The sequence below is a fragment of the Nocardioides sp. Z21_20 genome (assembly GCF_059766585.1).
Genome location: NZ_JCBAJX010000006.1, coordinates 31,823 through 45,085, shown reverse-complemented (window position 1 = coordinate 45,085; position 13,263 = coordinate 31,823). Strand labels below are relative to the sequence as shown.

The 13,263-nt window shown below is 72.0% G+C and carries 9 protein-coding genes; 7 read left to right on the top strand and 2 right to left on the bottom strand.

Annotation, left to right across the window (positions count from 1 at the left end; all coding sequences use genetic code 11):
- Positions 1 to 3 precede the first annotated feature (3 nt).
- The gene (locus AC6EH9_RS11440) at positions 4 to 249 is read right to left on the bottom strand and encodes a superinfection immunity protein (protein WP_498423211.1); all 246 of its coding nucleotides are present in this window, start codon (positions 247 to 249) and stop codon (positions 4 to 6) included.
- 68 nt (positions 250 to 317) lie between these two features.
- Between AC6EH9_RS11440 and AC6EH9_RS11435 the strand changes: the two genes are divergently transcribed.
- From AC6EH9_RS11435 to bar, 7 genes are all read left to right on the top strand, one after another.
- Positions 318 to 1,802 carry an HNH endonuclease gene (locus AC6EH9_RS11435; protein WP_498423210.1) on the top strand — a complete coding sequence of 495 codons (1,485 nt, stop codon included), beginning with the start codon at positions 318 to 320 and terminating at the stop codon, positions 1,800 to 1,802.
- A 49-nt stretch (positions 1,803 to 1,851) separates the two neighbouring features.
- Positions 1,852 to 2,520: a lysophospholipid acyltransferase family protein gene (locus AC6EH9_RS11430; RefSeq protein ID WP_498423208.1), complete on the top strand. Its 669-nt coding sequence runs from the start codon at positions 1,852 to 1,854 to the stop codon at positions 2,518 to 2,520.
- Positions 2,521 to 2,761: 241 nt separating this feature from the next.
- A complete protein-coding gene (locus AC6EH9_RS11425) occupies positions 2,762 to 4,915 on the top strand; it encodes a hydantoinase/oxoprolinase family protein (protein WP_498423206.1) in 2,154 nt (717 codons plus the stop codon).
- Positions 4,912 to 6,879 (top strand): hydantoinase B/oxoprolinase family protein, encoded by a 1,968-nt coding sequence (locus AC6EH9_RS11420; protein WP_498423204.1) that lies wholly within the window; start codon positions 4,912 to 4,914, stop codon positions 6,877 to 6,879. The genes AC6EH9_RS11425 and AC6EH9_RS11420 overlap by 4 nt, the downstream gene beginning before the upstream one ends.
- Positions 6,876 to 7,670 (top strand): SDR family oxidoreductase, encoded by a 795-nt coding sequence (locus AC6EH9_RS11415; protein WP_498423202.1) that lies wholly within the window; start codon positions 6,876 to 6,878, stop codon positions 7,668 to 7,670. The genes AC6EH9_RS11420 and AC6EH9_RS11415 overlap by 4 nt, the downstream gene beginning before the upstream one ends.
- Before the next feature lie 120 nt (positions 7,671 to 7,790).
- Complete coding sequence (locus AC6EH9_RS11410; RefSeq protein WP_498423200.1) at positions 7,791 to 8,765, top strand: carbamate kinase; 975 nt, start codon at positions 7,791 to 7,793, stop codon at positions 8,763 to 8,765.
- A gap of 57 nt (positions 8,766 to 8,822) precedes the next feature.
- Positions 8,823 to 9,917, top strand: coding sequence for a barbiturase (gene bar, locus AC6EH9_RS11405; protein WP_498423199.1), 1,095 nt, complete (start codon positions 8,823 to 8,825; stop codon positions 9,915 to 9,917).
- 94 nt (positions 9,918 to 10,011) lie between these two features.
- On the opposite strand, the gene AC6EH9_RS11400 is transcribed toward bar, so the two are convergent.
- Positions 10,012 to 13,257 carry a M14 family metallopeptidase gene (locus AC6EH9_RS11400; protein ID WP_498423198.1) on the bottom strand — a complete coding sequence of 1,082 codons (3,246 nt, stop codon included), beginning with the start codon at positions 13,255 to 13,257 and terminating at the stop codon, positions 10,012 to 10,014.
- Positions 13,258 to 13,263 lie beyond the last annotated feature (6 nt).

Genomic DNA, 13,263 nt, shown 5'->3' with positions numbered 1-13,263 from the left:
CGGTCAGCGGTAGGGGCCGCGCACCGCGATCGCCTGGTGCGGCATGCACGCCATCACCAGTGCCACCACCCAGCCGACCGCGGTCCAGCCGAGGAGCAGGTTCACCCAGAAGATCGCCCCGGCGTTGGACTTGCCCCGCAGCGAGGCCACCATCCAGGGCAGCATGTAGCCCAGGGACAACACGGTCACGAGGATGCTGACCAGCGCGCTGACCGGGCGCGGGCGCTGGTCGGTGACGATGCGATTCATGGCTCCACGCTACGACCATCCTGGTCGCTGCGCAGCCGAGTGTCGGTGGTGGCCGCTTGAGTGGATCCATGACCCGGACCGCGACTCCTGACACCGCTCGTGCGGTGCTGGACGCCGCCCGGGTACGGCGCACGACCGCGGATCGCGCGGAAGCCGAGCAGCTGCAGTTGGCGGTGGACTGGGCGGCGATGCACTCGGTGGAATCTCTGGAGGCGGCCGCGGTCATCCACGGGCCGTACGGCGACCACGGCATCCCCGTCGCCGGATCAGGAGCGCCGTTGGTGGCGGAGTTCGCGGTCACCGAGTTCGCCCTCGCGATCGGGATGTCCACCGACGCCGGACGGCGGTATGTGGGGCAGGCCCTGGAGCTGCGCCACCGGTTGCCAAGGGTCTGGGCGCGGGTGGTGACTGGGGACCTGGTGGCGTGGAAAGCACGACGCATCGCGGACGCGACGATGAGCCTCGTCCCGGCCGGTGCGGGGTTCGTGGACACCCACGTCGCTGCGGTGGCGCACAAGATCGGTCTCGCCGCCCTGGACCGGTTGGTCGAGGAGGCGCGGGTCCGGTTCCAGCCCGAGGAGGCTGAGGCGCGGCGCCGGGCCGCTGCGGACGGGCGGTGCTTCGACATCGACACCGATCAGGTCTCCTACGACGGCACCATGACCGTGCGCGGGGAGCTGGACCTCGCCGACGCGTTGGACCTCGACGCTGCGGTGGCTGCGGGTGCGGCCCAGCAGCAGGCGCTCGGATCGGTCGACTCGCTCGGGGTGCGGCGGGCGAAGGCCGCCGGGGAGCTCGCCCGGCGCCAGCTTGCCCTCGATCTGAACGTCGCGACATCGACTGAGGCGACCGACGGCGCGGACACCGATCAGTGCGGTGGATCCAACGCGCCAGGTGCTCCCGATCAACCGCACAACCCGCATAACGCGGGTTCTCCCGCCCACCGGTCGAGTGCAGCAGCCCGACGCCCGCGGCAGGTGGTGCTCTACGTCCACCTCTCCCACGACGCGCTACGCGCCCGAGGCCTCGACGACACCGGCGTACACCTGGCCCGCGTGGAGAACACCGCCTCCTTCGTCTCCGTCGACCAGATCCGCGACTGGTGCGCCACCCCCGACACCCAGGTCACCGTCAAGCCGGTCATCGATCTCGAGGACCACGTCCACGTCAACGCCTACGAGACCCCCGACCGCCTCGCCGAACGCCTGACCCTCATCGAGCACACCTGCGTGTTCCCTTGGTGCACCCGACCCGCCCGCAGCGTGACACCAGACGGCCACCGCGCCGACTGCGACCACATCCAAGACCACGCCACCGGCGGCACCACCTGCTCATGCAACCTCGCCCCGCTCTGCCGACGACATCACCGCCACAAGACCCACAGCCCCTGGAGCTACACGCACCTCGACACGGGCAGCTACCTCTGGACCAGCCCCCAGGGCTACCAATACCTGCGCGACCACACCGGCACCCTCGACGTCTCCCACGACCGCCGTCCGGCGCGCGCCGACCCGCCCGGCGCCGCGCACGCCGTACCTCGGCCCGACGAGTAGTGCGACCACCCGCCCCGGCGCGCCCGACGGGTGAGAGCATGAGCGCCAGATGATCTATCGAGCGCTCCACACCGTCGTCCCTCCCGTCGCCAAGGCGATCTGGCGTCCGAGCGTGCGCGGGCTGGAGAACGTGCCGGCCACCGGCGGCGTGATCCTCGCCAGCAACCACCTCAGCTTCGCCGACAGCGTGGTGATCCCGATCGTGGTGCCGCGCAAGGTGGTGTTCCTGGCCAAGTCCGACTACTTCACGGGCACCGGCGTCTCCGGGGCGCTCTCACGTGCCTGGTTCGAGGGGCTGGGAATGCTGCCCGTCGACCGCGACGACGCCAAGGCCGCGATGAGCAGCCTGGGCACCGCGCTCGAGGTACTCGCCCGGGGGGAGGCGTTCGGCCTCTACCCCGAAGGCACCCGCTCGCGCGACGGGCTCCTCTACCGCGGGCGGACCGGCGTCGCGCACCTCGCGCTGACCGCCGGCGTACCCGTCGTCCCGGTCGGACTGCGGGGCACCGAGCAGCTGCAGCCGGTCGGCGCGCGACTGCCCCGGCTGGCGAAGGTGGAGATCGAGTTCGGGACCCCGCTCGACTTCACCGGGCGGTTCGCGGGGGTGGCGCCCGGGCGGGCCCGCCGCGAGGCCACCGACGAGATCATGGCCGCCATCCAGGCCCTCAGTGGCCAGGAGATCGCCGGCGTCTACAACGAGCGCCCCGTCGACGCCTGAGGGCGCTGAAGCCTGTCGGATTCCCCGGTCGACCGGGGAACGCTGAACTTGGCGGCCGAAACCTCGCCCGACAACATCAGGGATCGCCTGCCTCAGGCCCCTCCGAGACCTCCCTCGAGCCATCCGAGACCCCAGTACGCCGCCCACCAGGAGTCGACGTACAGCATCTGCCAACGAATCGGGCTTTCGTTGGCAGATCCTGCCGTCGCCGCGGGGGTCGTGCGGGCGCTTGAATCGTGCCATGGCTGACACTGCTGCACAGGGCGCTTCGCGCATCCCGAGCCGGGTCCGGGTCGGGATCGACACGGGCGGCACCTTCACTGACGTGGTGGCCTTCGACGAGGACAGCGGCGAGCTGGTCACGACGAAGACCCCCTCCACCCCGAGCAACCCCGCGGACGGCTTCATGGCCGGGATCGACAAGGTCCTGGGCCTGCTGGGTCTGCCACCGGGCCACGGCGACGCGCTGAGCGCGGTCAGCCACGGCACCACGGTGGCGACCAACCAGCTCCTCGAGGGCAAGGTCGACGCGCTGGGCTTCATCACCACCGAGGGCTACGACGCGATGCTCGAGATCGCGCGCCAGTCGGTCCCCGACGGCTACGGCAACTCCTACTTCTGGGTCAAGCCCCCGCGGATCGTGCCCCGGCACCTGGTCAAGGGCGTCGGCGGACGGCTCGACCACACCGGCGCCGAGGTCCGGCCCTTCGACGAGGCCGGCGCCCGCGAGGTCGCCCGCTGGTTCAAGGCCCAGGGCATCGACACCCTCGGCGTCTGCTTCCTGCACGCCTACGCCAACCCCGAGCACGAGGAGCGGATGCGTCAGGTCCTCCGCGAGGAGCACCCCGAGGCCGTCGTCTCGATCTCCAGCGAGGTGCTGCGCGAGTACCGCGAGTACGAGCGCGCGATGACCACGCTCGTCGACGCCGCGGTGAAGCCCAAGCTGAGCCGCTACGTCACCAACATCAAGAACCGCCTCGAGGAGTACGTCGTCGGCGAGGGCGTCGCGGCCACCGGGGCCCGCAAGACCGTCCCCTTCTACGTGATGAAGTCCAACGGCGGCGTGCTCAGCGCCGACGAGGTCGTCCACCAGCCGATCACCACCGTGCTCTCCGGGCCCGCCGCCGGCGCGCTCGGCGCGGCCATGATCGCCAAGGTCGCCGGTTTCGACAAGGTGCTCACCAGCGACGGCGGCGGCACCTCGACCGACGTCAGCGTCGTCATCGACGGCGAGCCCACCCTCACCACCGAGGGCAGCGTCGGCGCGTTCCCCTCCAAGATCCCGATGATCGACGTCGTCACCGTCGGTGCCGGCGGCGGCTCCATCGCCTGGCTCTCGCCCGAGGGCACCCTGAAGGTCGGCCCGCACTCGGCCGGCGCCGACCCGGGCCCGCTGTGCTACGCCAAGGGCGGCAAGGACGTCACGATCACCGACGCCCACGTCTACCTCGGCCGGATCCCTCCCCACCTGCTCGGTGGCGAGATCCCGCTGGACGTCGAGGCCGCCAAGGTCGGCCTCGAGCAGCTGGCCGCCGACCTCAAGATCACCCCCGAGGCCTGCGCCACCGGCATCCTCGAGATCTCGGCGTGGAACCAGGCCAACGCGCTGCGTCAGGTGACCGTCAAGCGCGGGCTCGACGTCCGCGACTTCACCCTGACCACCTTCGGCGGCTCCGGCTCGCTGCTGCTGTGCCGCCTGGTCGACGTGCTCGGCCTGCAGGCCGTGCTGGTCCCGCCGAACCCGGGCAACGTCTCGGCGTTCGGGCTGCTCACCGTGGACGTCAAGAACGACTACGTCCGCACCCACGTGTCGCTGGCCGACCAGCTCGCCGCGTCCGACGTCCGCGAGATCATGGACGGCCTCGCCGAGCAGGCACGCGTCGCGCTGGACAAGGAGGGCTTCGCCGCCTCCGAGCACCGCTTCCAGCGCACCGCTGACCTGCGCTACTTCGGCCAGGCCTTCGAGGTGCGGGTGCCCGTACCGGAGGGGGAGATCGACGACGCCGCGCTGACGCAGGTCGCCGACCGCTTCCACGCCGAGCACAAGGCGCTCTACGGCTACGACTTCTCCGCCGACCCGACCCAGCAGGTCGAGTGGGTCAACCTGCGCGTCTCGGGCATCGGGCCCATCCAGCGCCCCGACATCGCCCGCCACGAGATCGTCGCCGACGCCGGCGCCCCCGAGCCCCGCTCGCGGCGCGAGGTCTGCTTCGAGGCAGCCGACGGGTACGTCGACACGCCGGTCTTCTGGCGTGCCGACCTGCTCCCGGGCCAGGAGATCGCCGGCCCGGCGATCATCGAGGAGTTCGGCTCCACCGTGCCGCTGCACCCGGGCTTCCACGCCCGCATCGACGCCTACCTGAACATCATCGTCACCCGCGAGGGGGAGAAGTGAGCGCCACGCACACGCACGCCCAGGGCTACGTCGACGGCGAGAGCCGTCGCGCGCCCACCGACTTCCCGTTCGGGACGCTGACCGACGACGCCGGGCGCAGTGCCGACCCGGTCGTCGTGGAGATCGTCCAGGGGAGCCTGGCCGCGGTCGAGATGGAGGTCGAGACCGCGATCGGGCGCACCTCGCGCAGCCCGATGATCCGCGACGCCCACGACTTCCGCGCGGGCATCCACGACCGGCTGCTGCGCAAGCTCACCGGCCGCTCGTACTCGGCGCTGGTGCACCCGGTGGCACGCGACTTCCCGCTGGAGGAGATGAAGCCCGGCGACGTCTTCTTCCACAACGACGTCTACCGCTCCGAGGGCGGCATCGGCCACCTGCCCGACCTGTGCGTCACGGTCCCGGTCTTCCACGACGCCGGCAACGGTCCCGAGGTCGTCGCGTTCGTGCAGGCCTTCGGCCACCACGACGACATCGGCGGCTGCGTGCCCGGCTCGATGCCCAGCGGTGCGACCACGGTCTACGAGGAGGGCCTGATGGTCCCCCCGATCAAGCTGTGGGACGCCGGGGTGCCCAACCGCTCGGCGCTGGCGATCATGACCCGCAACTCGCGGATGCCCGACAGCCTGGCCGCCGACCTCGACGCCGAGTGCTCGGCCTGCCTGATGGGCGCCCAGCGCCTCGGGGAGCTCTTCGACCGCTACGGCCGCGAGACCGTCGAGTCCTGCTTCGACGCGATCATCGACCGCACCACCGAGACCTACCGTCGCGAGATCCTCTCCAAGATCCCGGTCGGCGAGTGGGTCTGGGAGGACTACGCCGAGCACGACGGCGTCGACGACCCGCAGCTGTTCACGCAGCGGATCACGCTCACCCGCACCGGGCCCGAGGACCCGGACGGCGAGCGCCTGGTCATCGACTTCGGCGGCACGTCCCCGCAGGCCAAGGGCCCGATCAACCACTGCGGCGACTACTCCGACGGCAACTTCCTCAAGAAGTGGCTCGCGCCGATCCTGCGCAACCTCGCCGACACCCCCGAGCGGATGGCCGAGCTCGACGTCAACGAGGGCATCGTGCCGCTCATCGAGATGAAGTTCCCGCCGCCCGGGACGCTGCTGACGCCGGTCTTCCCGGCGCCGACCAACGCCCGCACGTTCGTGATCCTGCGCCTGCTCGGCGTGCTCGCCGGCGTGGTGGCCAAGGCCGTCGACGGCAAGATGCCGGCCGACCAGGAGACGATCCGCTACACCGGCGTGTACGGCGAGGACACCGAGGGCCGCTCCTACCTGATGCGCGAGGTGCTGGGCGGCGGGTCCGGCGGGCGCTACTACGCCGACGGCGAGGACACGATCCACGTCGTGCCCGACTCGCGCAACCTGCCCTCGGAGTTCACCGAGTCGCGCTTCCCGTTCCTGGTGGAGCAGCTCGGCCTGGCCATGGACTCCGGCGGCGCCGGCAAGTTCCGCGGCGGCCTGGGCTACGAGAAGCACATCCGGATGCTCAAGGACGGCCACTTCATGTCCATCGCGGACCGGTCGATCCTGGCCTGCTGGGGCGTCAAGGGCGGTCTGGCGGGCAAGCCGTTCGAGGTCGTCATCGACCCGGGCGGCCCGAACGAGCGCACCGTCGACGCCCTCGCCGACGACGAGCCGGTCAAAGCCGGAGAGGTGATCCGGATCCGCACCACCGGTGGCGGCGGCTGGGGCAACCCGCTCGAGCGCGACCCCGAGCTCGTGGTGCGCGACGTGGTGTGGCGCAAGGTCTCGCCGCAGGCCGCGTTCGCGGACTACGGCGTGGTGCTCACCGGGTCGGTCGAGGACGACACCCTCGGCTACGACGCCGAGCAGACCGTCACCGAGCGGGCCGGGCGCCCGGCCGCGTCGGAGGCCTTCTTCGACCGCGGCCCCGGCTACGCCCAGCTGGCCACCGACGGCGCCGCCTCGGCAGCGGTCGACTGGTTGTGACCGCCCGCATCGCCGTGGTCGGCGCGTCCGGGAAGACCGGGCGCGCCGTCACGGCGGCGCTGGCCGCACGAGGCGCGGAGGTCGTCCGGATCGGTCGCGCCGAGTGGCCGCACCTGGCCGACCGGCTCGCCGGCTGCGCGGCGGTGCACCTGATCGCGCCGAACCTGCACCCCGACGAGCCGGGCTTCGTGGGCGAGGTCCTCGCCGCGGCCCGGCTCGCCGGGGTGGCCCGGGTGGTCTACCACTCGGTGGCCTCGCCGTACGCCCCGGACATGCCGCACCACCTGGCCAAGGCCTGGGGCGAGGACACGGTCCGGCGCTCGGGGCTGGCCTGGACGATCCTGCAGCCGTGCGCCTACGTGCAGAACTTCGTGCCGGCGCTCGCCGCCGGTGGCGACCTGGTGGTGCCCTACGCGCTGGAGCGTCCCTTCGGGCTGGTGGACCTGGCCGACGTCGGGGAGGCCACCGCGACGGTGCTGCTCGACGACGCGCACGTGGGGGCGACCTACGAGCTGGGCGGACCGAGCCTGGTCACGGTGGCGGACGTCGCCGCGGCCGCCGGCAGGGTGCTCGGGCGACCGGTGCATGCCCGCCGCACGTCCTCGCAGGAGTGGGTGGCCACCACGGGGGGCCACCTCGACCCTCGCGAGCGGGAGCTGCTGGTGGCGATGTTCGGCTACTACGACCGCCGCGGCCTGCCGGCGGGTGGCCTGGTGCTGGGCGCGCTGCTCGGCCGGTCGCCGCGTCGACTCGTCGACGTGCTCGCCCGCGAGCTGCCGCGCGCCGGCTAGCGCTGGCCACCTCCGGCGCTACCCACCCCCGAACCCCGTCTCGGCCCGAGCCGTCGGCCTTTCCGACACTCACTGGCACAAGTTGCCAGGGCCAGCGGGGTTCGTTGGGTTTAGTTGCCGATGCCCGCGGTGCGTTCGGTCACTAGGTTTTGGCTCATGAGGGTCCTGCTAGCGCTCGGCGGAAACGCCATGACATCCCCCGACGGACGTGCGCGTCCCGAGGACCAGATCTCCGCGGTACAGACGGCGATGGCCGCCGTCGCGGAGCTGGTGACGCGTCCCGACCCGGTGGACGTCGTGCTCACGCACGGCAACGGTCCCCAGGTCGGGAACCTGCTGGTCAAGAACGAGGTGGCCGCCAGCGTCGTCCCCCCGGTGCCGCTCGACTGGTGCGGCGCCCAGACCCAGGCCACCATCGGCTACGTGCTGATGAACGCGCTCGACCACGAGCTGGCCGTGCGCGGCTCGCAGCGGCGCAGCGCCACCGTCGTCACCCGCAGCCGGGTGGACGCCGACGACCCGCTGCTGGCCAACCCGACCAAGCCGATCGGCCGCTACCTCACGCGTGAGGAGGCCGCGGTGCTGATCGAGCACGGCGAGACCTGGGAGGACCGCGGCGAGCGCGGCTGGCGCCGGATGGTCGCCTCCCCGGAGCCCGTCGAGATCCTCGACGCGGCGGCCGTGCACGCCCTGGTCGAGGCCGGCTTCATCGTGGTCAGCAACGGCGGTGGCGGCATCCCGGTGGTCCGCACCGACGAGGGGCTGGCCGGCGTCGAGGCCGTCATCGACAAGGACCTCGGGGCCGCGCTGCTGGCCGCCAGCGTCGAGGCCGACGTGCTGGTCGTCGCCACCGACGTCCCGAACGCCATCCTGCGCTTCGGCACCCCCCAGGCCGAGGCGCTCGGCAAGGTCACCGTCTCGCGGATGCGCGAGCTGGCCGCCGAGGGTCACTTCGCGGGCGGGTCGATGGGCCCCAAGGTCGACGCGGCCTGCCGCTTCGTCGAGAACGGCGGCCTGCGCTCGGTGATCACCAGCCTCGAGAACATCGTGGACGGGATCGCCGGCGCCGCCGGTACCGTCATCGTCCCCGACTGACCTCCTCTCTCTCCACCCTGCGGCCTACCCGGCCGCTGCCCCAACGAAAGGAACCGGATGCCCTCCGCCATCGAAGTACGCAAGGTCCCGATCCACTCCGTCGCCGACGCCAGCGAGCTCGCGAAGCTCATCGACGACGGCGTCATGGCCGCCGACCGGGTCATCGCGATCATCGGCAAGACCGAGGGCAACGGCGGCGTGAACGACTACACGCGCATCATCGCCGACCGTGCCTTCCGTGAGGTGCTGATCGAGAAGGGCGCCCCGGCCGACCAGGTCAAGCAGGTCCCGATCGTCTGGTCGGGCGGCACGGACGGCGTGATCAGCCCCCACGCCACGATCTTCGCCACCACCGACGCCGAGCCCTCCGACGAGCCGCGGCTGACGGTCGGCTTCGCGATGAGCGAGCAGCTGCTGCCCGAGGAGATCGGCCGCACGCCGATGATCTCCAAGGTCGCCGACGCGGTGAAGGTGGCGATGGAGAAGGCCGGGATCACCGACCCCGCCGACGTCCACTACGTGCAGACCAAGACCCCGCTGCTCACGATCGACACGATCCGCGACGCCAAGAGCCGGGGCAAGGAGGTCTGGACCGAGCACACCCACGAGTCCATGGACCTGTCCAACGGCGTCACCGCGCTCGGCATCGCCGTCGCCCTCGGCGAGATCGAGATGCCCTCCGACGAGGACGTCATGCACAACCGCGAGCTGTACTCGGCCGTGGCCTCCTGCTCCTCGGGCGTCGAGCTGGACCGCGCCCAGGTGGTCGTGGTCGGCAACGCCAAGGGCGTCGGCGGCCGCTACCGCGTCGGCCACTCGGTGATGACCGACGCGCTGGACGCCGACGGCATCTGGTCGGCCATCAAGAACGCCGGCCTGGACCTGCCCGAGCGCCCGCACCACACCGACCTCGACGGCAAGCTCGTCAACGTCTTCCTCAAGTGCGAGGCCTCGCAGGACGGCACCGTGCGCGGTCGTCGCAACGCGATGCTCGACGACTCCGACGTGCACTGGCACCGCCAGATCAAGTCGTGCGTCGGCGGCGTGACCGCTGCCGTGACCGGCGACCCGGCCGTGTTCGTCTCGGTCTCCGCGGCCCACCAGGGCCCCGAGGGTGGCGGCCCCGTCGCCGCCATCGTCGACCTGGGCTGAGTCACACGTCGTACGACGAGGGCCCCGGCCCCCACCTGCGGGTGGGGACCGGGGCCCTCGGTCGTGGTGGCCTCGTCCGGCCGGCGCCGACCGGCTAGCGCCGCACGACGCGCACCGGGGAGACGCTGCGCTGGATCAGCGGCGTCGCCCGGAACGTCGCGCGCAGCACGTGACGGCCCCGGCCCAGGCGCAGCACCACCTGCTTGCTGCCCTGCGCCGCCTGGGTGAGCGTGATCCTGCGGATCACCCGGCCCTTGTCGGTGAGGACCAGTACCCCGCGCGGGGCGGCGATGCCCGCAGCCCGCACGGACAGGATCGCCCTCACCTTGCCACCGGGCCGCTCGACGACCCGGAGCCCGGTGCGCGAGGTGGCCTTGCGGACCCGCACGGTGACGTCCGCGCTGGAGGCGTCGAACCCGGCGGCGTCCGGGGTGTACTCCACCTCGTACGACGCGGCGCCGGGCTTGAGGCCCGAGACCCTCAGGGTCGCGGCACCCTGCACGAGCTCGGCGCTGGCCAGTGCCTTGCCCCGCCGGCCGAGGAGCGTGACCGTTCCGGTGGGCTCAGCACCCTGGGAGGTGACGCGCACCCGGACGGTCGCGTCGCCCGGGTAGCGCACCGCGGGCCCGGGCACGACCCGGACCGAGGTGTTGCTCGGCGCCGCGACGCCGTCGCCCTCGGGGGCCGCCCAGAACAGCGCGCGCGCCGCCTGGCTCATGCCCCCCTTGGTGTGGGTCCGGAAGAACACCGAGGTCCCGAAGACCAGTGCCTTGGCACCGGAGGCCGCCTCGCCGGAGATCACCGCGGCGTCGCCGGCAGCGTGCTCGGGCCCGTCCGCCGGGGCCGGGATCTGCGTGCTCGGCTGCGAGACGCGCCAGTGCCCGGCCAGCAGCGGGTCGGCCCCGTAGGTCTGCTCGACGCGCGTGCCCGGGCCCAGGTCGGTAAACCAGGTGGCGGGGTAGATGAACGCCGCGTCCTGCGCGTACGGCGCGAGCACCGAGTCCGCCGGGGTGTCGACGTCGACGATGCCGTTGCCGCTCCGGTTGCCGCCGACGGCCACCGAGCTGAGCAGCTTGAAGGTGTTGGCGGCGGCGTTGGCCGCGGTGCCACGCCCCACGATGGAGTGCCCGGCGTCGACGTAGGACTGCACGGCGGCCAGGCCCGCCTGCTGGGCGGGCGTGAAGGTCAGGTTCGACCCGATCCACAGCAGGTCGGTGCCCTCGAGCACCGCCGGGTTGTCGTTGATGGCGCTGGCGGTGACCGGCACCAGGTCGTCGAAGCCGAGCTGGGTCAGCGCCAGCTTGTCCTCCTGGGTGCCGGTGTAGGCGATCGTGAGGTCGTCCAGGCCGCGGGTCTCCTCGTCGTCGAGCAGCGCCTTGTCCGCGGCGCTGGCGGGGGTGAACGCGACCCCGTGCTCCTTGGCGACCGCGCGCGCCTCGTCGTAGCCCTCCGGACCGAGCACGGCGGAGCCGTCCTCGAGCATCGAGACCGCGACGTCCTGCTCGAGCAGGTCGTTGAGCGCCTGGTAGTCCGAGACCCCGGCGACGTCGAAGCTCAGGTAGCCCCGGCGGGCCGGGACCGAGCCGTTCGCGCGTGCTGCGCGCACCGGCGTGGTGGCGCCGAGCGGTGCGTCGGTGGTGGCGCCCAGCTTGGCGACGTCGGCACCCCACAGGTAGGAGTAGCTCCACGCGGAGACGTCGTACATCGACGGCACCTTGGCGGAGATGTCGCTGCCGAGGTCCAGCAGGCTGTTGGCCAGGCCGCGCAGCGGCTGGTGCATGTCGACCACGTAGGACCCGGCCGGGTACGTCGTGCCGGCCACGGTCTTCGCCGCGTCGAGGGTGCCGACCTCGATGCCGTTGAAGAGCAGCTGGTCGACCAGGTCGGCGGCGTCGCTCATCGAGCGCTGGTCCTCACCGACGGGGATGACGTAGGCGCGGGGGAGCGTGACCGGGTCCTGGTTGTCGGCGACGTCCCAGAACGGCTTCCAGGAGTCGGGGCCCGGCACGGCGGCGACGTCGGCCTCGGTGAGGGCGGCCTTGGCGGCGCCGGCCTCGCCGCGGCGGAAGATCTCGATCTGGTTGGCGAGCATGTCGTCGCTGTTCTCCGCGACGTAGTCGACCATGCTGCTGATCGTCTGCTTGGCGACCGCGCTGTTGACGACCGCGTTGGCCGGCGTCTGCGAGGAGCCGTTGGGACGCGACTTCGGCAGCTCGACGGTGGCGGTCACCGCGCCGTGGTACGCGGCGTACTGGGCGGTGAACACCGGCGGGTAGTCGTCCCAGCCCGAGGGGGTGTCGCGGTAGGGGATCAGGATGTGGCTGGTGTCGGGGGAGGTGTTCTCCGCCACGATGTCGCCGGTGGTGATGTCGTAGTAGGTGTTGCCGGGGATCTTGGCGGCGACGACGTCCTTCTCGACGCGCTCCGCGGCGGCGTAGGCGTGGCCGATGAACAGGTCGTACTCGTAGTTCTCGCCGTGCGGGGGGCCGCAGGGCTCGACCTGGAGCACGCCGGTGTAGCCGTGCAGGTCCGCGGCGTAGAGCGGCTGGATGCTCTGGGCGGTCCGCACGAACGACACCGACTCCGGCGTCGTGCTGGTGATCATGTCCCGGTTGGCGTCCAGGCTCAGCGCGGTGGCACGGGTGCCCAGCGTGCGGCCGTCGGGGTTGAGCGACACCGAGAAGTAGAGGCGGTGACGCTTCAGCAGCTCGGTGACCTTGGCGGTGTCGCCGTGCACCAGCTCGTCGATGTAGGTCATCGCCGCGTCGGTGCCCTCCCACTCGTTGCCGTGGATGTTCGCGCTCATCCACACGGGGGTCTTGTAGCCCGCCGCCAGCGCCGCGTCCTTGGCCGCGCCGGTCGGGTCGTCCTTGATCTTCTTGCGCCACGCGGTCTGCTGCGCGGTCTGCGCGGCAGTCTCGGGGGCGGTGAGCGTGACCAGGTAGAGGTCGCGCCCTGCCGTCGACTGGCCGACGACCTGCGCCGAGATGCGGTCGCTCTCCTTCATCCAGCCGTTCAGCAGCGGCGCGATCTCGTCGTGCCCGATCAGCTGAGCGGTGTCGGAGGCGTCGGGCTGGTTGTCGGGGAAGACCTTCAGCTCCGGCTGGTGCGGGTAGGAGGCCGGCATCGCGATCGGGTCCTGCTGGCTGGCCGCCTCGGCCGCCTGCTGGGCCAGGGGTGCGGTGGAACGCTTGGCGGCGTCGTACTCGACCACGGGGCCGCGGCCCTTGGGACTGACGGGGTCGGCGGGGGCTGCCGAGGCGGGCGGGGTGAACGCCGCGAGCGCGGTGGCGGTGACGGCCAGGCTGCCCAAGCCGGCCACTGAGCGGGTGAGGAACACGGGGGT

Excerpts from the sequence above, each read along its gene's own strand:
- AC6EH9_RS11425 (WP_498423206.1), top strand. The coding sequence starts at position 2,762 with ATGGCTGACACTGCTGCACAGGGCGCTTCGCGCATCCCGAGCCGGGTC.
- AC6EH9_RS11435 (WP_498423210.1), top strand. The coding sequence starts at position 318 with ATGACCCGGACCGCGACTCCTGACACCGCTCGTGCGGTGCTGGACGCC.
- AC6EH9_RS11440 (WP_498423211.1), bottom strand. The coding sequence starts at position 249 with ATGAATCGCATCGTCACCGACCAGCGCCCGCGCCCGGTCAGCGCGCTG.
- bar (WP_498423199.1), top strand. The coding sequence starts at position 8,823 with ATGCCCTCCGCCATCGAAGTACGCAAGGTCCCGATCCACTCCGTCGCC.
- AC6EH9_RS11410 (WP_498423200.1), top strand. The coding sequence starts at position 7,791 with ATGCCCGCGGTGCGTTCGGTCACTAGGTTTTGGCTCATGAGGGTCCTG.
- AC6EH9_RS11430 (WP_498423208.1), top strand. The coding sequence starts at position 1,852 with ATGATCTATCGAGCGCTCCACACCGTCGTCCCTCCCGTCGCCAAGGCG.